Here is a 20648-nt window from a genome sequence, read left to right as displayed (position 1 = left end):
GGGGCGCGGAGTCGAAGCGAATCTGGCCCGCCGCCGTCCCGGCGGCGACGAACGCGGCGGCGGGCGGGACGAACGTGTTTTGACGTTGCGGGCGCGCGGGGTTTCCGGGACGAAAGGCGCCGATGCCGCAGAACCGATTCTACAACGCCTTCGACGTGCAGGAGTGGGCCGGGGGCCGGAAGCCCGATTACCGCAGCCCGTTCCAGATCGACCGCGACCGCATCATCCACGCCCACGCCTTCCGCAAGCTCCAGTCGAAGACCCAGGTCTTCCTCAGCGGCGAATACGATTTCTACCGCACGCGCCTCACGCACTCGATGGAGGTGGCGCAGATCGGCCGCTCGATCTGCCATTTCCTGCTCAGCCGCGGCGCGCCGCTGCAGGACGATTTCTACATCGACTCCGACCTCGTCGAGGCCAGCTGCCTCGCGCACGACATGGGGCATCCGCCCTTCGGCCACAGCGGCGAGCGGACGCTGCAGGAGCTGATGAAGCGCCGCGGCGGCTTCGAGGGCAACGCCCAGACGCTGCACCTGCTCTGCGAGACCATCTACCAGAACGAGACCGGCGTGAAGGGCATGCAGCCCACCCGCGCGCTCCTCGACGGCATCCTGAAATACAAGAAGCTCTACACCGAGTTCGCCACGCCGCCGATCAACCACTTCATCTACGACTCGCAGGCGCCGATCCGCGACTGGGTGTTCGGCGACGCGCGCATCCCGGGCCCACTCATGCGCGGCAACGTCCTGAACGACTTCAAGAGCGTCGAGTGCCAGATCATGGACTGGGCCGACGACGCCGCCTACTCGCTCAACGACATCGTCGACGGCGTGCGCGCGGGCTTCCTCACCATCGAGCGCGTCGAGCGCTGGGCTGCGACGGAGGAGATCGACGCCGCGAAGCAGCGGCACATGGACTCGCTCTTCGACGCCATCCGCGCCGACCGGCTCGAGAACGTCTTCTCGCAGAAGATCGGCGCGTTCATCCAGGCCTGCCGGCTGAAGGAGCGCGATAATTTCATGGCGGGAAAGACCAACCGCTACGCCTACGAGCTCGTGGTCGACCCGGCGGCGATGGACGAGTCGGCCTTCTTCAAGAAGATGGCCAACGACATCATCTTCGAGAGCCCGCAGCTCGAGCAGCTGGAGCACAAGGCCCGCGTCATCCTCAACGCGCTCTTCCAGGCGATCTGGGACAACTACGCCGAGCGCGGCGAGCGGGTCATCCGCATCCTGCCCGGCAACGTCAGCCGCCTGATCGACGCGGAGAAGACCCTCGACGGCAAGGCGCGCCGCCTCTGCGACTACCTCGCCGGCCTGACCGACGGCATGATCGTGCGCACGTATCGCCGGCTCTTCGACCCGGAGTTCGGCTCGTTCCGCGATCTGAGCTGACGCGCCGGCGCGGCGCCTAGCCGCCGCTGGCCACGCGCCAGAGGAGGAAGACGAGCAGTTGCGCGGTGAAGACGCGCAGCAGCATCACGAGCGGATAGACGGCGGCGTAGGCGACCGCCGGGGCGTCGCTGCCGGTCGATTGCTGCGAGAACGCCAGCGCCGGCGGATCGGTCATCGAGCCGGCGAGCAGGCCGCAGAGTTCCGGGTAGTTGAGCTTCTTCCAGGCGCGCGCCACGAGGCCGACGACGAGGAGCGGGATGATCGTCACCGCCGCGCCCCAGCCGAGCCAGGCAAGGCCGTCGCCGCCGAGCAGCACGCCGACGAAGCGCTCGCCGGACTTCATGCCGACCGCGGCGAGGAAGAGCGTGATGCCCATCTCCCGGAGCATGAAGTTGGCGCTCGGCGGCAGGTGCCAGACGAGCGAGCCGGTGTTGGCCAGGCGCGAGAGGAAGATCGCCACCAGCAGCGGACCGCCGGCGAGACCGAGCTTCACCGCGGCAGGCAGCCCGGGAATCGCGAGCGGGATCGAGCCGACCACCACGCCGAGCACGATGCCGAGGAAGAACGGGATCGGGTGCGGGTGGTCCAGCGCCTTGGTCGAGTTGCCGACCGCCGCCGCCACCGCGTCGATGCCCGGCTCCTCGCCGACGGCCATGAGGATGTCGCCGAACTGCACCTTGAAGCCCGGACTGGGGGAGAACTCGAGGGCGTTGCGCGTCACGCGGGTGATGACGACGCTGTGCTGCGCCAGCACGTCGAGATCGCCGAGCGGCTTGCCCAGCACCGCGACCTTGGTGACCAGCAGCCGGCGGTTCGTCACGCGGCCGGGGAGCGCCTTCAGGTCGACGCCGGCCTCGGCGCCGACGACGACGCGCAGGGCGTCGACCTCCTCCTCGGGGCCCACGACGTGCAGCACGTCACCGAGCGCCAGCTCGGTCTCCGGCCGCGCCACGTCCACCACGCCGCCGCGGGAAAAGCGCGACACCACCACGCGCGAGCCGCGGAGGCTCGGGATGGCGTCGATGCGCCGGCCCACGAGGTTGGCGTTGCGCACCTCGAGGCTGCGGCCGGTGGGCGGCGGCGTGTTCGGCCGCAGGGCGGACTCGGCCTCGCGGACCTCGCGGGCGACATCGACGCGGAAAAGTTTCCGCACCACGACCATTGCGATGATGATGCCGAGGATGCCGAACGGATAGGCCACCGCGTAGGCCAGGCCCTGGATGGCGGTGGCGTCCGGCGCCGCGCCCATCTGCTTGAACGCCTCGCCCGCCGCGGCGAGCGACGGCGTGTTGGTGGTCGCGCCCGAGAGCAGGCCGATCCCGGCGGGCAGCGGCACGCGCTGGGTGACGATCAGCGCCGCGGCCAGGAGCGAGCCGCCGAGCACGATGGAGGCGGCGAAGAGGTTGAGCGCCAGCCCGCGCTCGCGCAGCGAGGAGAAGAAGCCGGGGCCGATTTGCAGGCCTAGGGTGTAGACGAAGAGGATGAGCCCGAACTCGCGCACGAAGTCCAGCACCTCGTGGTTGGGCGCGAGCTTGAGGTGCCCGAGCACCAGCCCCGCAAAAAGCACGCCGGCCACGCCGAGGCCGACGCCGCGCACTTTCAGTTTCCCCAGCGCCGTGCCGAACGCGCCCGCCGCCGCGAGCAGGACCACCGTCCGCGCTACCGATTCCTGGGTGAGAAGTGAGGTCAGGGTATCCACATTTCCGAGGCTACCCGCTCGGGGCGCGCGCTCCTGTGCAGTTCTTGCGGAAACCCAATCGTGCGCGCGCGGATTTGTGTCATCGCAAAGATGTGCGCGGCGCTCGCCAATCGCTGCGCCGCGCGCGCGTCCGGCGGCGGCTACGCTGCGCGCATGGATACGCGTCTGCTCGCTCCCGTCGGTCTCGTCCTCGCCGCGCTGCTCGCGCCGCCCGCGCTCGCCGCGGCCGGTGCGCCGCCCGCGTCCGTGCACGTGGAGGCGGCGGCACGGGTGACCTACGATGCCAACGTTTTCCTGCAGGACGGCGGCGCGCTCGTGTCGGGCGCCGCCGCCACGGCCCCGGTGCGCGCGGGCGCCTGGGTGGCGAGCGCCGCCGCCGGTGCCTCGTGGACCGGCACGGCCCCGCTCGGCCGATTCGAGCTCGGCTACCGCGCCGAGGTGTTCCGCTTTTCCGGACTGGCGGGCGAGAATCACGACGACCACCGCGTCCGCGCCGCGCTGGCCGGCGCCGGCGGCACGGCAAGCTGGGATGTCGCGCTGAACGCGCTCTGGACCAACGGCGCGCATCTTGCACCGCTCTACAATATCGTCGGCGGCGGACCCGCCATCGGGGGCGAGCCGGTGCGCGCGCGGCGCGCGCAGACCGTGATCAAGGGGAGCGCGCGGGCAACATGGGCGCAGGACGGCGGTTGGTGGCGCGTGCTCGCGGCGGGCCTGGACCAGGATTTCCACACCGGTTTCGCCAGCGGCTGCGCGGCCTACGTCGATCGCGCCGAATACACCGCCGGCGCCGAGTTCGCGCGCGACCTCCGGCCGGGCCTGGCCTGGGTGGCCGGCGTGCGCGCCGGCCGGCAGATCCAGGCCGACCGGCCGCCGACCGCGGGCCTCAACAGCACGAGCGATCTCGTGCGCGTCGTCGCCGGCGTGGAGGGCAAGCTCTCGCCGCAGTGGAAGGTCGACCTGCGCGCCGGGCCGGATTTCCGGAGCTTCACGGACGCCCAGCCGGCCGCGCTCGGCCGTCACCGCACGGCGCCGTATGTCGAGGCGAGCGTCGGTTGGACGCCGGACGCCGCCGACGCCGTCGCGCTCACCGGGCTGCATCGTCTCTGGCCGGCCTCGAGCGGCCGCGGCGTCTACGAGGACTCGACGTGGGAGCTCGGCTGGAAACGCCGGCTGGGCGCGCAGTGGTCGGCTCGGGTGGCGGAGAGATTCGCCGATGGCGACAACCACCGCGATGCCTATCCGGGCACGAAGCCGTGGCACGACCAGATCCTGACGACGACCTGTGCCCTCGAATACCGCTGGAGCAAGGCGGTGCTGCTCGACGCTTCGATCGCCCGCGAGGCGGGTGAGGGCCTGCTGCCGAACACTCCGGGCCGCGCCTTCACGCGCGTGCTGTGCTCGGTCGGCGTCAGCGGGACGTGGTGAGCGCGCCCCGGCGCGTCAGTCGATGCCGCCCGTGAACAGCCGGGAGGTCAGCGGCACGTGGCGGACGAGTTCGGCGTGCGGCCGGCCGCGCAGTTGCTCGGGCGACGGCGGGGCGTATTCGATCCGGAAGCGCGCGCGCCAGCGTTCGCGCACCTCGGCCAGCGGCGTCGCCGGCTCGTGGCCGGGGCCGCCCTCGACCCACCAAGCCGGATCCGCGAGGTTCAGGTGCACGCGGTGCGCTTCGCCGGGTTTCAGCACGATGAGGCGCGCGTCGCCGACGGTCGCGGCGGACGGCCGCCGGTCCGCGCCGACCCAGCGGTAGCCTTCGGGATCCTCCTCGGCATCGGCCCGCAGGCGGAAGGATTGGCCGTCGGGCAGATCGACGATGGCGACGTCGCGGTTGCCAAAGTTCTTCAACTCGACGGTCACGCCCGTGATTCCGGCGAGCGGGGATGGCGCGCGCGCGGCGCGGGTCTGGCCCTGCGGCGGGGCCGGCGGGCGATCGGGCGTGACGGTGAGGCCGAGCGGCTCCCACGCGAAGGCGCGCAGCACGCCGAGGCCCGAGCCGCCGACGGCGACGGTCGTGTCGATCGGCACGCCGCGGCGCTCGCCGCGCGCGAGGTCCTCGATCGCCCGCGCCGCGCCTTGCTGGAGGTAGAGCGACTCGACGCCGTAGCGAACCTGGACCGACTGGATGCCGCCGGACTCCGCGACGTAGCCCACGCGGCCGCGCAGGAAGATCCCCTCGGACGGTTGCTCGTCGCTGAGCGCGATGACTTGGGCGAAGCCATGCTCGTCGGCCCGCAGAGACGCGTAGACGACGGTGTCGCGCAGGCGGCGCTGGGCGCGGTAGTCCGTGAGCCTCGGCCAGGCGGCGAGCCCGCCGCGGAAAAGCCGCGCCGGCACGGTGTTGATGCCGTAGCGGAAGCGCACGAACTCGCCGCGCATCGGGTCGTGCGGGTCGATGGGCGCGGTGCGCAGCGTGATCGTCGTGCCCGTGCGGGCGATCCACTCGCGCTGCGCGGCCATGAAGGCGACGCCGGCGACCTGGGCGACGACGACGAGGAGGGCGAGGCGGAGCTTCACGACGCACCTCCCGTGTCACGGCGGATTTTTCGATAGTAGAGCGCCTCGGCGAGGAAGAGCCCGCCGAGCAGGATGAAGGCGAGGCCGCGCGACGCCAGGCTCGGGAAGAGGTCGAAGTAGCGCGCGGCGACGAGTGCGGTGAGGACGACGGAGCCGAGCACCGTGATCCCGAGCCGGCTTTGCTGGCAGCCGCGCCACATCCACCACGCGGCGAGGCCGAGGAGGAGAACGGTGAAGGACCACGCGGCGAACTGGTCCCACTCGCGCGCGCCGAGCGCCGCGAGGCCGAAGGCGTAGAGCAGGGCGATCGGCAGCAGCCAGTCGGTGCGCTCGACCGCGAGTTCGCGCGCCAGCCACGCACGGCGCGCGATCCAGCCCCATGTCGCGACCGCGGCGGCGAAGAGTGTCCAGCCGACCGCGGCGGCCGTTTCCGGCTGCCAGCTGTGCGCGTGGTCCCAGTCGAGCAGCCCGCGCGCGGCATGCCGGAAGGTCAGCAGGTAGGCGCAGAGGAGGAAGGCGCCGTAGCCGAAGCCCTCCAGCACGCGGGCGCCGGCGGGGAAGGCCGCGCCGCTGAGGCGCGCGACGCCCGCCAGCAGCACGGCGAGGGCGAGCGAGGCGGTGAAGAGGTGCGCGCCCGCGCCCCAGACGCCGAGGTTGAGCAGGAGCAGGGCCTGCACGGCGGCGACGCTCAGCGCCAGCAGCACGGCCGAGCGGTTGCGCCAGGCGAGCGGCACGATGCCGAGCACGACGAGCAGCAGCGCCCCGTGGCCCGGGCGGTTGAAATCCAGCGCCTCGCAGCCGCCCCAGAGGCCGACGAGCAGCACCGCCACGATGCCGAGCGCAGTCGAGCGCACCGCCCACGCCAGCGCCAGCGCGCCGGCGGCCCAGGTGAGGAAGCCGTTGGGATAGTGCTCGTCGATGTTGTAGATCTGGGCCACCAGCCAGATGGCGGCGCCGAAGAACATGGTGCCGAGCACGAGCAGCGCCTCGCCGAGCCGGGCGCGCCAGTCGTCGCGGCGCAGCCACGCGAGTCCGGCGGCGTGCGTGCCGATCATGGCGCCGAAGATGAGCGCCAGCTTGCCGGCCTTCGGGATGCCGTCCCAGTTGTAGGCGAGCAGCAGGATGACGCCGAGCCCGACGACGAGCGCGCCGGCGGTGGCGAAGACGATCAGGCCCCAGGAAAAGCCGCCGGTGGCGAGCGGGTAGCGGCGGCGCAGCTGCTCGGCCTGCTCGGGCGAGACGAGTTTCTCCTCCGTCCACCGGTCGATTTCCCGGTGCAGCCAGGGGCGTGCTTGTTCATCGCTTCACGACGCCGGGCGGGCCGGCGGCAGCGCGCCAGTGGCCACGGCTTCGTCGATCATGCGCAGCGCGTAGGCCCAGATCGCGGTGGAGCCGTCGCGGGCGTGCTGGTTGCGGGCGATGACCTTGTCGGCGGTGACGCCGTGCTTCTTCCAGCCCACGCCGCCGGTGAGGCAGTTGAGCAGCATCGGGTGGAAGCGGTCGCAGGCGGCGGCGAAGCGGGCCTCGGGCGTCGCGCGCGCCTCGAACTCGTCCCACAGCGCGCGGAACTCGGCCGCTTGGTCCGGCGGCAGCAGGCCGAAGATGCGGTCGGCGGCCCTGGCCTCGCGCTCGTGCTGCGTGGCCATGTTGACGACGTCGTAGGCGAAGGTGTCGCCGGCGTCGATTTCCACCAGGTCGTGGATCAGGACCATTCGCAGCACGCGCAGGACGTCGAGCGGCTGGTGATTGGAGTGCTCGGCCAGGGTGATGACCATGAGCGCGAAGTGCCACGAGTGCTCCGCGCTGTTCTCGGCGCGGCGGCTCTGCGTGCACAAGGTCTGGCGGAAGACTTCCTTCAGCTTGTCGGCTTCGATGATGAACTGCATCTGGCGCGCGAGGCGCTCGGCGGGCGAAAGGGAACTCACGCGTGCAGCAGAGCACGATTCACGGGCGGCGGAAAGCCGCGAAACGCCGCGCGGGGTCGCGCGTTCGTCGCCGCGGGCTTGCGCGCGGCGCGTTTCGCGGTTCTGTTCCGCGCCTATGCGAATCGCCGCCCTTACCCCGCTGGCCGCGCTGGTGCCCGCGCTCGCCCTGGCCGCCGCCTATCCCGTCAGCAAGACCGTCGAGCATGTCGACGACTACCACGGCACGAAGGTCGCCGATCCCTACCGCTGGCTCGAGGACATCGACTCGCCCGACACGAAGGCCTGGGTGAAGGCGCAGAACGCCTTCACCGACGCGCAGCTGGCGCAGATGCCGGAGGTGGAGCAGGTGCGCCGGCGCCTGACCAAACTGTGGAACTTCCCGCGCACGAGCGTGCCGTTCAAGGAGGGGCCGTGGTATTTCTTCACCCGCAACGACGGCCTGCAGAACCAGTCGCCGCTCTACGTCCAGGAGGGGCTCGGCGGCACGCCGCGCGTGCTGATCGATCCGAACACGCTGTCGGCGGACGGCACCGTGGCCCTGACCGTCACCTCGCCCTCGCCCGACGGGAAGTGGCTCGGCTACGGCCTGGCGCGCGCCGGCTCGGATTGGAACGAATTCCACCTGCGCGACATCGCCACGGGCCAGGACGCGCCCGACCAGATCAAGTGGGTGAAATTCTCCGGCATGAGCTGGACGCACGACGCGAAGGGCTTCTTCTACTCGCGCCTGCCGGAGCCTCCGGGCGGCGACGCGAAGGTTTTTTCCAAGATCGAGAACCGCCAGATCCACTACCACCGCGTCGGCACGCCGCAGGACGAGGACGCGCTGGTGTTCGCGATCCCGGAGCATCCGGAGTGGAGCTTCGGCGGCCAGGTGTCGTCGGACGGCCGCTACCTCGTCATCGGCGTCTCGCAGCCGGGCAAGCTCGGCAACTCGGTCTACTACCTCGATCTCGGCGACGGCGCCGCCCCGCGGCTCGGCGGGCCGGTGGTGAAGTTGGTCGATGCCTTCACCGCCCGCTACGGCTTCATCGGCAACGTCGGGCGCACCTTCTATTTCTCGACCAACGCCGGCGCGCCGCGCGGCCGGGTCATCGCGGTCGACCTCGACGCCGGCCTCGCCGCCGCGAAGACGATCGTGCCGGAGTCGGCCGACACGCTCGAGGGCGTCCGCATTTCCGCCGGCAAGATTGTGGCCACCTACATGCACGACGCGACGAACCGCATCGCGCTCTTCGACCTCGACGGCCGCGCCGCGGGCGAGATCCCGCTGCCCGGCCTCGGCTCGGTCACGGCCGTCGCCGGCAAGTTCAACGACCCCGAGCTGTTCATCGGCTTCAACTCGTTCCTCGCGCCCGGCACGGTGCTGCGCCACGACCTCGCCACCGGCCGGACCGTGACGCACGCGGAGACGAAGACCGCCTTCGACGCCTCGGGCTACGAGGTGAAGCAGGTGTTCTTCCCCTCGAAGGACGGCACGAAGATCCCGCTGTTCCTCGTGCACAAGAAGGGCCTGAAGCTGGACGGCTCCGCGCCCGGCTGGCTCTACGGCTACGGCGGCTTCGACATCTCGCACAAGCCGGCCTTCGCCGTGCCGCCGCTCGTCTGGATTGAGCGCGGCGGCGTCTACGCCGATGTCTGCCTGCGCGGCGGCGGCGAATACGGCGAGGAGTGGCACAAGGCCGGCACGAAGGAGCGGAAGCAAAACGTGTTCGACGACTACATCGCCGCGGCCGACTGGCTCTGCGCCAACGGCTACACCTCGCACTCCAAGCTCGTGCTCGACGGCCGCTCCAACGGCGGCCTGCTCCTCGGCGCCGTCGTCAACCAGCGCCCCGACCTCTGCGCCGCGGCCGTGCCCGCGGTGGGCGTCATGGACATGCTGCGCTACCACAAGTTCACCGTCGGCGCGGCGTGGGCGAGCGACTACGGCAACTCGGACACGCCCGAGGGCTTCGCCTACCTGCGCGCGTATTCGCCGCTGCACACGGTGAAGGTCGGCGCCCGCTACCCGGCCGTGCTCGTGACGACCGGCGACCACGACGACCGCGTCTATCCCGCGCATTCCTACAAATACACCGCCGCGGTCCAGGCCGGCGCGGCGCCGGGCAGCGGCCCGATCCTCATCCACATCGAATCGAACGCCGGCCACGGCGGCTCGAGCGGCACCTCGCCGGTCTCGAAGACGATCGCGGACTGGGCGCTGCGCATGGGCTTCGGCGCGCATTTCGCGGGCTGGGGGAGCAACTGACGCTCCGCACCGACCGTTCGTCCTGCCAAACGACCGTTTCGCTGGTTCCTTCGGCTTAATCGCCACGTTCGGCTTGCGGTGTGGCCGTGTCATAGCTGGCGTGGTCGCCCTATGAAGCTGAAGGCCTTGCTTACCCTCGTGGCCGCGCCGGTCGTGGCGATGGCTGCATCGATTCAATATCCCGCCAGCAAGACCGTCGAGCAGGTCGACGACGTGCATGGCGTGAAGATCCCGGACCCGTTCCGCTGGCTCGAGGACGTCGACTCCCCCGAGACGAAGGCGTGGGTCCAGGCGCAGAACCACGTCACGTTCGACTTCCTCCAGAAACTCCCCAAGCGCGACGCGATCAAGCAGCGCCTGATGGAGCTGCAGAACTACCCGCGTTTCAGCCTGCCGGCCAAGAGCGGCGGCCGCTATTTCTACACCTACAACTCCGGCCTGCAGAACCAGTCGCCGCTCTACGTGAAGGACACGCTCACGTCCGAGGGCCGCGTGGTGATCGACCCGAACACGATGGCGAAGGACGGCACGGTCGCGCTCGCCGTCACGGCGCCGTCCGAGGACGGCAAGTGGCTCGGCTACGGCATCGCCCGCGCCGGGTCCGACTGGAACGAATTCCGCGTGCGCAGCCTCGCCACCGGCGAGGACACCGCCGACGTGATCAATTGGGTGAAGTTCTCCGGCTTCAGCTGGACCAAGGACAGCGCGGGCTTCTTCTACTCCCGCTATCCCGAGCCGCGCCGCGAGGGCAACCAGGTCTTCAGCGACCTCGCGAACCAGAAGATCTATTACCACCGCCTCGGCACCACGCAGGCCGACGACACGCTCGTCTACGAGCGCCCCGACCAGCCGAAGTGGGGCCTCGGCGGCGGCGTGACCGAGGACGGCCGCTACCTGCTCATCTACGTCTCCGAGGGCACCGATCCGCGGAACCGCCTTTACTACCAGGACCTCGGCGACGCGATGAAGCCCGCCGTCAAGGGCGAGGTCGTGCGCCTGATCGACGTGCTCGAGGCCAATTACAGCGTGATCGGCAACCACGGCTCGACGCTCTTCGTCCAGACCGACCTCGACGCGCCGCGCAGTAAGATCATCGCCATCGACCTGGCCAAGCCCGACCGCGCCAACTGGAAGACGATCGTCCCCGAGTCGAAGGACGTGATCCAGTCCTCCGCCTACATCGGCGGCAAGATCGTCGTCCGCTACATGCAGGACGCGAAAAGCGCACTGGCGCTCTTCTCCCCGGACGGCGCGTCGCTCGGCCAGATCGCGCTGCCCGGCATCGGCACCGTCGGCGCGCTCAGTGGCCGCGAGGACGAGAGCGAGATGTTCTTCAGCTTCACCTCGTTCACCTTCCCGACGACCAACTACCGCGTCGATCTCGCCACCGGCCAGGTCGAGGTCTTCCAGGCGCCGAAGGTCGCGTTCGACCCGAGCGTCTACGAGACGCAGCAGGTCTTCTACACCTCGAAGGACGGCACGAAGGTCCCGATGTTCATCACCCACCGCAAGGGCCTGAAGCTCGACGGTTCGCACCCGACGCTCCTCTACGCCTACGGCGGCTTCAACATCCCGATGCTGCCGGCCTTCTCGACCTCGAACCTCGCCTGGCTCGAGCTCGGCGGCGTCTACGCCGTGGCCAACCTGCGCGGCGGCGGCGAATACGGCCGCGAGTGGCACCTCGCCGGCACGAAGCTGCACAAGCAAAACGTCTTCGACGACTTCATCGCCGCCGGCGACTACCTCGTCGCCCAGCACTACACCTCGCACGACAAGCTCGTCATCAGCGGCGGCTCCAACGGCGGCCTGCTCATCGGCGCGGTGGTCAACCAGCGTCCCGATCTGGCGAAGGTCGCGTTCCCCGCGGTCGGCGTGATGGACATGACGCGCTTCCAGAAATTCACCATCGGCTGGGCCTGGGCAAGCGACTACGGCTCGGTCGACGACAGCGCCGAGATGGCCGCCTACCTGAAGGGCTATTCGCCCGTGCACAACGTGAAGCCCGGCGTCCGCTACCCGGCGATCATGGTCACCACCGGCGACCACGACGACCGCGTGCATCCCGGCCACTCGTTCAAATACGCCGCCGCGCTCCAGGCCGCGAATCCGGCCAACCCGCTCCCGCTGCTCATCCGCATCGAGACCAATGCCGGCCACGGCGCGGGCAAGCCGATCTCGAAGATCATCGAGGAGACTGCGGACAAGTTCGCCTTCGCGCTCTACTACACGGGCGGCGCGGCGAACTGAGCCCGTCATCCGTGACCATCGCCGAGGGCGCCGCTGGCCGGCGCCCTTTTGCTTGGCCCCGGGCGAGGAGCGCGGCGCGATCGCGCGACCGCGCGGGCGATCAGCGCACGAACGGAAACGGCGGGCGCGAGCCGGTCCAGAAGCGGTTGATCTCCTCCGCGAGCGCCATCCACTTGAAGGGCTTGCGGACGACCGCCTTCAGCGCCGGCACGCGCTGCGCGCGCTCGGATCCGAGCACGATCTCGTGCGCCGTGATCATGACGGCGGGAAGTCCGGGCTTCAGTTTCTGCACCTCGGCGAGGAACTCCAGGCCGTCCATGCCGGGCATGTGGTAGTCGGTAACGATCAGGCCGAGGTTGAGGGTCGGCAGGGCCGCGAGCGCGGCGGCGGGACGGGAGAAACTGTGCACGGGGCAGGCCAGATGCTCGCCGAGCAACTGGCCCAGCAGGTCGAGGTAGGCCGACTCGTCGTCGAGCAGCATCACGCCCAAGGCGAACGGCGAGCCGCTGTCGGACACGGCGGTGGTTTGCGCGGAGGACGAGGGCGTGGACTGCATGGGGTGTTCGCTCGCCGGTCAGGCCCTGGACCGGTCACAAAGGGATGGAATATCGCCCCGGCACTGGCCAGCCTAAATCGGATCGCCCGACCATGCTGCACCTCGTCCTCTACCAGCCGCAAATCGCGCCCAATACCGGCAACATCGGCCGGCTGTGTGCCGTCACGAAATCACGGCTGCATCTCATTCACCCGCTGGGCTTCAAGATCACCGACGCCAACCTCCGGCGGGCGGGCATGGACTACTGGTATTCGCTCGACGTGCACCAGCACGAGAGCTGGGAGACCTTCAAGGCCAGCCCCGCCGCGCCGGCGCGCCTGTGGCTGTTCACCACCCACGCAACGCGGACTTTCTGGGACGTAAGATTTGCCGCCGGCGACGGCCTCGTCATGGGCAACGAGGGGGCGGGCGTGCCCGACTGGCTGCACACGGAGTTCGGCGACGACCGCCGGCTCAAGATTCCGCACGCCAACGGCACGCTGCGATCGCTGAACCTGTCCACCGCCGCCGGCATCGCCGCCTACGAGGCGCTGCGGCAGATCGGGATGCCAAGGTAGGAGCACCAGGCCGGCGCGCCGCCGCCGATGCGAGGCGCGGACGGAGGAGGGCGGAGGCGCCCCGGCTTACGACTGGCCGAGATCCGCGAGCACGGCGTCGATCGAGCGCAGGCGTTCGGGCGGGAACAGGGAGTTGATGCGGGTGATCACCTGCTGGACCAGGCCGTCGGGGCACGAGGCACCGCCGGTGATGAGCACGCGCTTGGGCGAGTGGTCGTCGGCGCGCCAGAGCGGATGGACCTCCGTGTGACCGCCCTTGCCGTGGCCGGCGGCGGGGAAGACGTAGTGCTCGATCTCGCAGCGTGAGCGGATGCTGGACTCCGACTGGATGAAGAACGCGCGGTCGCCGAGCTTCTGCTCGCAGACGCGGTAGAGCTGGTAGGTGTTGGACGAGTTCTTGCCGCCGACCACGAACGCCGCGTCGAGCGGCTCCGCGAGCGCGCGGGCGAGCGCGTCCTGGTTGACCTGCGTGGCGTAGCAGAGCGTGTCCTTCTTGCCCGCGCCGCCGACGTGCCGGAGGCCCTCGACCTCGCCGTATTTCGCGGCGAAGACGGCCTTGAAATAGTCGATGATGCTCGCGGTCTCGTTCATCAGCAGCGTGGTCTGGTTGACGACGGCGAGGCGGTCGAGATGCACGGCCGGGTCGAAGCCCGGCGTGGTCTTGCCGGCGAACTTTTCCAGGATGGCGGCGCGGCGCTCGGGCGTGGGCGCGGCGATGTAGTCGCCGAGGAGGCACGCCTCGTCGCGGTTGCGGATGATGATCGCGGGCGCGTAGCGGCGGGTGTTGGAGAAGGTTGCCTTGGTCTCCTCGTGCTCGCTCTTGCCGTGGATGACGACGGTGAAGCCCTCGCGGCCGAACGCGCGCGCGGCCTTCCAGACCTTCTCCACCAGCATGCAGGTGGCGTCGTATTGGGCGACGCGGATGCCTTTTCGGATCAGGCGCTTCTTGTCCTCGTCGGTCGCGCCGAAGGCCGGGATGATCACGACGTCCTCGCTGGTGAGCGAGTCCCAGAGCCAGGGCTCCGGGTGCTGCGCGTCCGCGGGGCGGCCGCTGACGGTGAACGGCGTGCCCTTGTCGGTCTGCAGGTAGCGCAGGCCGCGGCGGAGGAGGTCCTCGTTCACGAACGGATTGTGGATCAGCTCGCTGAGCATGAACACCCGGCGGCCGGGGTTCTCCGCCAGCGATTCGTAGGCGCGCTCGATGGCGTTCTTCACGCCGAGGCAGAAGCCGAAGTGGCTGGGGATGACGTAGCGCACGGCGCCGAAGTCGAGCACGGCGGGCGTGGAGGCGGAGCGCTCGTTGGTGCGCGCGAGGGCCTTGATCGCCTCGCACAGCTTGCTCTGGTAAAGGGCGCGCGCGGCGTCGTCCTGGGCGTAGATCGAGCGGTTGCGGTCCTTCTCGACGCGGAAGCGGTAGATGTAGTCGTTCTCGCCAAGGTGGAGGTAGGGGATCTCGATCAGGTGCGGCTCGAGGAGGGCGAGCACCGCGGCGAGGAGCGGGTCGAGCCGCGCGGGCTGGACCTCGAGCTGCTCGAGCGAGCGGAAGACGAGGCCGTCCGGCGCGCCGTCCTCGGGCACCTGCGCGAACGCCACCGCCCATTCCGCGCCCTCGTGGGCGAAGACGAAATACTCCGCCGGCGACGTGTGCCGCGGAAAGCGCTGCGCCAGCTGTGCGGCGGCGTCGGCGCCGGCGAACGGCAGTTTCACCCGCGCGCCGTCGACGGCGACCGCGAGCTGGTTGCTCGGGTTGAACGCAAGGAGGAGCGGGAGGCGGGAGGCGGCGACGGACACGAGGGACAACGGAAGCACAACCCCCGGCGGGTCAACACCCGGGCCGGCGGCGCCGCGGTCGCGAATGTCGCGTGCTGTGCCGGCCGGGACGCGCGCGCAGCTTGCCTCCGGTGCGCGCGGCCGCGAAGCTGCGTCCCATGGATTTGACGGAACTCCGCCGCAACTATGCGTCGCGCTCGCTGGACCTGCCCGACCTGAACGCCAGCCCGTTCGCGCAGTTCGACCTCTGGATGCGCGAGGCGATCGAGACCCAGGTGCTCGAGCCGAACGCCCTGTCGCTGGCGACGGCCGACGCCGCGGGCCGGCCGAACCTCCGCACCGTGCTCCTGAAGGGCTTCGACGAGCGCGGCTTCGTCTTCTACACCAACTACGAGAGCGCCAAGGCGCGCGATCTCGCCGTCAACCCGCGGGTGGCGCTGCTGTTCCCGTGGCTGCCGCTGGAGCGGCAGGTGGTCGTCACCGGCACCGCGGCGAAGATCGGCGCGGCGGAGTCGCTGAAGTATTTCCTCTCCCGCCCGCGCGACAGCCAGATCGGCGCCTGGGCCTCGCGGCAGAGCACGGTCATCACGACGCGCGCGCTGCTTGAGCAGAAGTTCGCCGAGATGAAGGCCAAGTTCGCCCAGGGCGAGATCCCGCTGCCGACCAACTGGGGCGGCTACCGGGTGACGCCGGAGACCTTCGAGTTCTGGCAGGGCCGCCCCAGCCGCTTGCACGACCGGTTCATGTATCGGCGGCAGGCGGACGGAAAATGGACGATCGAGCGGCTGATGCCGTGAGGGGTCAGGCCCGGCCGCCGAAGCTGGAGTAGTCGTCGAGCTCGAGACGGTCGAACATCGTGCGGATGTCGTCGCGTTTCGGGGCCATCTTCCGGATGTGCTCGGCGAAGGTCTCGTGGCGCGTCACGTCGCCGGGCGCGAGGTTCTCGAGCCACTGCGACCAGGCGAGGATCTCCCAGGCCGCCCGCTTCGGCTGCTGCGTGGCAGCGAGCCACTCGAGCATCTCCGCGTCGCCGCGCCCTTCCTTCACGGCGGCGAGCAGCGCGTCGGCGGTGACCCCGGCGAAGGCGAAGAAGCGCTGGTCGAGCGGGCAGTTCCAGTTGTAGTCGCCCAGCTTGCCGGCGAGGTGGGCGCGGGCCTTGTCGAGCAGGCGCGGCAGATGCGCGTAGCCGCCGAGGCGGGTGCGCGGGCTGCGCGGCGGATGCTGGGCGAGATCGGGAGTCGAGTAGTTCATAACGGGCAAAGGAGGCTGGACGCCGGCGAGCGGGTCTCAAGTGTAGGGCCAACGGGCCCTATTCGAATTCATGTGAAAGCCAAAGCACGCACTCCCCGCTGCACGCGCAAGTTAATCTTCGTGGCGTGGCTTTTTTCCGCCGCGGCTGTGCTGGCAGCCGAGCGCTTCCTACCGGCGACGGACGAATATCAGGTGCGGGTCTGGACCGTCGAGGCAGGCTATCCGCACGTGGCGCCGACGTCGTTCGCGCAGACGCCCGACGGCTACCTGTGGATCGGCTCCTACTCGAACCTCACCCGCTTCGACGGCGTGCATTTCGAAATCATCGCTCCGCCGGAAGTCCCGGCCCTGCGCGACTGCATGGTGCTGCAGATGCTCGTCACGCGGGACGGCGCCCTCTGGCTGGCGACGAACCGCGGCGTCGGGCGGTATCACGAGGGCAAGTGGCGGTGGTTCGGCCGCGAGCAGGGCCTACCGCCGGAACCGTCGCACTCGCTGACGGAGTGGAACGGCAAGGTCCTCGTGACTTTTGGCGGCCGGGCGTTCGCGTGCAGCGACGCGGAGCATTTCCAGGAACTGCCCCTGCCGGACATGGGCCCGCGCACGATCCAGGGCTCGAGCCTCGTGGCAGGCAACGACGGCGAACTCTGGCTGGTGCAGCCGCAGTGCATCTCCCGCTGGCGGGACGGCCGCTGGGAGACCATCTTCGCCTCCTCCGATCCCCGCGACCAGCTCGGCGGCATCACGCCCTCGGCGCGCGGCGGAGTGTGGGTGGCGATCCAGGCGCGCATCGTGCGCTGGCAAGACGGGCGCGCGGTCGAGGAGCTGCCGCGGCCCGCCTTTCTGCCGCCGGACTACATCCGCCTGCTCGAGGATTCGCGCGGGCGCCTGTGGATCGCCAGCTCGACCCGCGGCGCCTACGCCCGGCTCGCGAACGGGCAGTGGCTCCGGGCGACGATGGAGGAGGGGCTGGAGAACGACGCCGTGCAGGCGGTCTTCGAGGACGGCGCGCACAACATGTGGCTGGCCACGAACGGCGGCGGCCTCGCCCGCCTGCGCCCCAACCGCGTGCTGACGCTCGGCCGGCGGGCCGGCCTGCGGCAGCCCGTGGTCAACGGCCTGATCGAGAACGCCCCCGGCGAGTTCCTGGTCGCGACCCACGGCGGCGGCGTGATGCTGCTGCGCGACGGCCGCTTCCAGCCGGTGCCGTCGCCCCTGGCGGAGAAGCTGCTCCCCGCGGGCTCGTGGCCGATGGCCTTCGAGCGCGATGCGGACGGGCACCTCTGGGTGGGCACGTTCGGCGAGGGCGCGCTGGAGATTTCCGACCAGTTCTGGCGGATGCATCCGCGCGCCGAGACGGGCGATCCCGTGGTCTACGGCCTGCTCTCGGCCCGCGACGGCACGCTGTGGTTCGCCACCAACACCGGCGTGGCCCGGCGGCGACACGGCGAGTTCCGCGCGTTCGGTCCGCAGGACGGCGTGCCGGCCACGCGTTTTCATGCCTTGGCCGAGGATGCGGACGGGACGATCTGGGCCGCGAGCCGGCGCGACGGCCTCCGGGCGTTTCGCGGCGACCGGGTGAGCGTGGAGCGGGTGGCGGACCGGGATGCCGGCGTCGAGGCCGTGCACTGCGACGCCGCGGGCCGCCTGTGGGTGGCGTGGGCGGAGGGCGGGCTGGCGGTGCGCGCGGGCGGCGTGTGGCGCCGCATCGACGCGCGCTCGGGGCTGCCGGCCGTCACGGCGCAGCTGATCTTCCACGACGACGAGGGCAACCTCTGGCTCGGCACCGATCGCGGCCTGCTGCGGATCTCCCGCGAGTCGATCGAGCGCTGGCTGGCCGACGGCGGCCCGGCCCTCGACTTCGTGCTGATCGACCAGACGGACGGGCTGCCGTTCGCGCTGCGCGACGGCGTGTCGCCGCTCTACCGGCGGGCGAGCGACGGGCGCTTCGTCATCGCGACGATGCGCGGCGTGACCTTCCTCGATCCGCGGCAGAAATTCGAGACCGTGCCCACGCCGGCGACCTCGCTGCTCAGTCTCGATATCGACGGCCGCATCCAGTCGCTCGTCCCCCGTGCCCCGGTGCGGGTGCCCGCGGGCACCCGGCGGTTTGCCCTCACCTTCACCGCGGTGAACCTCACCGACGCCGAGACGCTGCGCTTCGAGTATTCGCTCGACGGCGGGCGCCGGGAATGGCGCGACGCCGGTCCGAACCGCCGCGTCGAATTTTTCGACCTCACCCCGGGGCGCTACCACTTCGCCGTCCGGGCCATCGCGCGCGACGGCCGGCGCGGTCCGATGGCGGAGATCGCCGAGCTGGAGCTCGCCCCGCACCTCTGGGAGCAGGCGTGGTTCCGCGGGGGCGGCGTGGCGCTGCTCGTGGCGCTGGTGGGCGGCGGCGTGTGGACGGCGCAGAACGCGCGGCTGCGCCGCCAGCGCGAGCGGCTCGAGCAGGAGCGGCTGGTGGCGGAGGCGCAGGCCCGCGCCGAGCACGAGCGGCGGGAGAAGGAGGCCGCCGCCGCCGCGAACAAGGCCAAGGGCGACTTCCTCGCCACCGTGAGCCACGAGATCCGCACCCCCCTCAACGGCATCGTCGGCTCGGCCGACCTGCTGGCCGACACCGAGCTGGACGAGACGCAGCGCGAGTTCCTCGAGAGCCTGCGCGTGAGCGCGGGCGGATTGATGACGCTGCTGAACGACGTGCTGGATTTTTCCAAGATCGAGGCGGGGCACGTGGCGCTGGAGCGCGCGCCGTTCGAGCTGCGCCAGCCGGCGATCGAGGCCCTGGAGATCCTCCACGCCAAAGCGCTGGAGAAGGAGCTGGAGCTGGTGCTCGCGATCGACCCGGAGCTGCCCGTGGCGGTGACGGGGGACTCGGCGCGCCTGCGGCAGGTGCTGCTCAATCTCGTGGCCAACGCGGTCAAGTTCACCGACCGCGGGCATGTGGCGGTGCGGCTGACGCGCGCGCCCGACGCCGCGCCCGGCTGCGCCCGCGTGCGTTTCGCGGTGACCGACACCGGCATCGGCATCTCGTCCGAGGCCCGCACCCGGCTCTTTGACAAGTTCACGCAGCAGGACACCTCGACGACCCGGCGCTACGGCGGCACGGGGCTGGGGCTGGCGATCTGCAAGCACCTGGTGGCGATGATGGGCGGCGTGATCTCCGTCGACAGCGAGCCCGGGCGCGGGTCGACGTTCAGCTTCGTGGTCGAGTTCCCGGTGGAGCTGGCGGCGCTGACGCCCCCGTCGCGCGGCTGGCGTCTGCTGGCGATCGACGACCTGCCGGTGGCCGGCGAGGCCGCCCGCTTGCTCGGGGCACGCACCGGCGTGGAGGTCGAGGTGACCGCCAGCGTGGCGGCGGCGCGCGAGCTGCGGCGCACGGGCCGCTTCGACGCGCTGCTGGTGGATTTGTCGGTGGCCGTGCTCGAACAGGCGGCGCTGGCGGCGTGGTTGCGCGCGGAGGCGGCGGGGATGCCGGTGCTGCTGGCGGCGCCGTGGGGATACGGGGTGGAGGACGCGCCCGGGCTCGGCGCCGCGGGCGTCGTGCGCAAGCCGATGCTGCACGCCGAGCACCTGGTGGAGGAGCTCGGCCACCTGCGCCGCTCGACCGGCGCGGTGGAGGAGACGCAGGCGCCGCTCCCGCTCAAGCTGGAACGGCGGCGCGTGCTCCTGGTCGAGGACGACGAGGTGAACCGCCGCATCGCGCAGTGCATGATCGAGCAGCTCGGCTGCGAGGTCGACTTGGCGCAGAACGGCGACGAGGCGATCCACCGCACGGCGGAGACCGCCTACGACCTCGTCTTCATGGACTGCCGCATGCCGGTGCGCGACGGCTACGAGGCCACGGCGGCCATCCGCCGGCGCGACGGCACGCGCATGGCGCCGATCGTGGCGCTCACGGCCAACAGCAGCACCGAGGACCGCGGGCGCTGCCTGTCCCTCGGCATGGTCGGATTCCTCTCCAAGCCGGTGCGAAAGCACGAACTCGCGGCCGCGATCGAGAAATTCGCGCGTCGCCGGACGGCGTGAGCGCGCGACGGTTCTGCGCCTGCGGCCCGCGCCGGTGCCGGCCCGCCGGCGGTCGGCGTTCAGCCGCCTCGCCGAGCGGGGCGGGATGCCTCATTCCTCCTCCGCGTCGCTGAAATCGCCCGCGTCCTCCTCGCCGCCGGCGTCGGCGTCGAAGAAGCCCTCGTTTTCGAGGATGCGCATGGTCTGCTCGATCACGGCCTTCTTGTCGGCCGGCGCGAGCGAGCGGTGGTGGAGAGTGAGGTATTCCGCGATGCCCGCCTTGGCCTCATCGCGCTTACGCACGCCGGCGAGGAAGTCATCGGCCTGATCGCAGATTTCGTTGGCGATGCTCTTCGTGTCCATGCCCGCAGGATAGTCGCTCCCGGCCGGAAGCAAAGCCGCGTGTTGGCCGGCGGAAATTTTGCTGGCGGAATGCGCCGGGCGGCGCCGGTGGTGCGACCCGGACGGCGGCCGGC

15 protein-coding genes are annotated in these 20648 nt (G+C 70.7%); 7 read left to right on the top strand and 8 right to left on the bottom strand.

Going from position 1 to position 20648, the window contains the following annotated elements; translation table 11 throughout:
* Window positions 1–122 precede the first annotated feature (122 nt).
* Window positions 123–1394 (top strand): dGTP triphosphohydrolase, encoded by a 1272-nt coding sequence (dgt, locus tag ACMYLB_RS13745; RefSeq protein ID WP_415907548.1) that lies wholly within the window; start codon window positions 123–125, stop codon window positions 1392–1394.
* Between the two features lie 16 nt (window positions 1395–1410).
* On the opposite strand, the gene ACMYLB_RS13740 is transcribed toward dgt, so the two are convergent.
* On the bottom strand, window positions 1411–3093 hold the full coding sequence (locus tag ACMYLB_RS13740) for a putative transporter (RefSeq protein ID WP_415907547.1): 1683 nt from the start codon (window positions 3091–3093) through the stop codon (window positions 1411–1413).
* Between the two features lie 153 nt (window positions 3094–3246).
* Here ACMYLB_RS13740 and ACMYLB_RS13735 point away from each other — a divergent pair, with 153 nt between their 5' ends.
* Window positions 3247–4521 carry a hypothetical protein gene (locus ACMYLB_RS13735; RefSeq protein WP_415907546.1) on the top strand — a complete coding sequence of 425 codons (1275 nt, stop codon included), beginning with the start codon at window positions 3247–3249 and terminating at the stop codon, window positions 4519–4521.
* A 15-nt stretch (window positions 4522–4536) separates the two neighbouring features.
* On the opposite strand, the gene ACMYLB_RS13730 is transcribed toward ACMYLB_RS13735, so the two are convergent.
* The 3 genes from ACMYLB_RS13730 to ACMYLB_RS13720 form a co-directional block, all read right to left on the bottom strand.
* Window positions 4537–5607: a GDYXXLXY domain-containing protein gene (locus tag ACMYLB_RS13730; RefSeq protein WP_415907545.1), complete on the bottom strand. Its 1071-nt coding sequence runs from the start codon at window positions 5605–5607 to the stop codon at window positions 4537–4539.
* Window positions 5604–6824, bottom strand: coding sequence for a DUF2157 domain-containing protein (locus tag ACMYLB_RS13725; RefSeq protein ID WP_415911088.1), 1221 nt, complete (start codon window positions 6822–6824; stop codon window positions 5604–5606). Before ACMYLB_RS13725 ends, ACMYLB_RS13730 begins: the two co-directional genes overlap by 4 nt.
* A gap of 87 nt (window positions 6825–6911) precedes the next feature.
* Window positions 6912–7532, bottom strand: a complete 621-nt coding sequence (locus ACMYLB_RS13720; RefSeq protein ID WP_415907544.1) for an HD domain-containing protein — start codon at window positions 7530–7532, stop codon at window positions 6912–6914.
* Between the two features lie 115 nt (window positions 7533–7647).
* On the opposite strand from ACMYLB_RS13720, the gene ACMYLB_RS13715 reads away from it, so the two are divergent.
* Together ACMYLB_RS13715 and ACMYLB_RS13710 are read left to right on the top strand one after the other, a co-directional pair.
* On the top strand, window positions 7648–9783 hold the full coding sequence (locus tag ACMYLB_RS13715) for a prolyl oligopeptidase family serine peptidase (protein WP_415907543.1): 2136 nt from the start codon (window positions 7648–7650) through the stop codon (window positions 9781–9783).
* A 111-nt stretch (window positions 9784–9894) separates the two neighbouring features.
* Window positions 9895–12030, top strand: a complete 2136-nt coding sequence (locus ACMYLB_RS13710; RefSeq protein ID WP_415907542.1) for a prolyl oligopeptidase family serine peptidase — start codon at window positions 9895–9897, stop codon at window positions 12028–12030.
* A gap of 100 nt (window positions 12031–12130) precedes the next feature.
* Here ACMYLB_RS13710 and ACMYLB_RS13705 read toward each other — a convergent pair whose 3' ends face one another.
* Window positions 12131–12586: a response regulator gene (locus ACMYLB_RS13705; RefSeq protein ID WP_415907541.1), complete on the bottom strand. Its 456-nt coding sequence runs from the start codon at window positions 12584–12586 to the stop codon at window positions 12131–12133.
* 92 nt (window positions 12587–12678) lie between these two features.
* Between ACMYLB_RS13705 and ACMYLB_RS13700 the strand changes: the two genes are divergently transcribed.
* The gene (locus ACMYLB_RS13700; protein WP_415907540.1) at window positions 12679–13143 is read left to right on the top strand and encodes a tRNA (cytidine(34)-2'-O)-methyltransferase; all 465 of its coding nucleotides are present in this window, start codon (window positions 12679–12681) and stop codon (window positions 13141–13143) included.
* 66 nt (window positions 13144–13209) lie between these two features.
* Here the strand turns inward: ACMYLB_RS13700 and ispH are convergent, their stop codons facing one another.
* On the bottom strand, window positions 13210–14934 hold the full coding sequence (gene ispH / locus ACMYLB_RS13695) for a 4-hydroxy-3-methylbut-2-enyl diphosphate reductase (RefSeq protein ID WP_415907539.1): 1725 nt from the start codon (window positions 14932–14934) through the stop codon (window positions 13210–13212).
* A 137-nt stretch (window positions 14935–15071) separates the two neighbouring features.
* On the opposite strand from ispH, the gene pdxH reads away from it, so the two are divergent.
* Window positions 15072–15710, top strand: a complete 639-nt coding sequence (pdxH, locus tag ACMYLB_RS13690; RefSeq protein ID WP_415907538.1) for a pyridoxamine 5'-phosphate oxidase — start codon at window positions 15072–15074, stop codon at window positions 15708–15710.
* A gap of 4 nt (window positions 15711–15714) precedes the next feature.
* On the opposite strand, the gene ACMYLB_RS13685 is transcribed toward pdxH, so the two are convergent.
* A complete protein-coding gene (locus tag ACMYLB_RS13685; RefSeq protein ID WP_415907537.1) occupies window positions 15715–16164 on the bottom strand; it encodes a DUF5069 domain-containing protein in 450 nt (149 codons plus the stop codon).
* A 147-nt stretch (window positions 16165–16311) separates the two neighbouring features.
* Between ACMYLB_RS13685 and ACMYLB_RS13680 the strand changes: the two genes are divergently transcribed.
* Complete coding sequence (locus ACMYLB_RS13680) at window positions 16312–20193, top strand: response regulator (protein ID WP_415907536.1); 3882 nt, start codon at window positions 16312–16314, stop codon at window positions 20191–20193.
* 90 nt (window positions 20194–20283) lie between these two features.
* Here ACMYLB_RS13680 and ACMYLB_RS13675 read toward each other — a convergent pair whose 3' ends face one another.
* Window positions 20284–20535 (bottom strand): hypothetical protein, encoded by a 252-nt coding sequence (locus ACMYLB_RS13675; protein ID WP_415907535.1) that lies wholly within the window; start codon window positions 20533–20535, stop codon window positions 20284–20286.
* Window positions 20536–20648: the final 113 nt, after the last annotated feature.

The organism is Oleiharenicola sp. Vm1 (genome assembly GCF_047777955.1).
In the GTDB taxonomy this organism is placed as follows: Bacteria; Verrucomicrobiota; Verrucomicrobiia; order Opitutales; family Opitutaceae; genus Didemnitutus.
The sequence above is the reverse complement of the archived record's forward strand: the minus strand, read 5'-3'. Positions and strand labels throughout refer to the sequence as shown.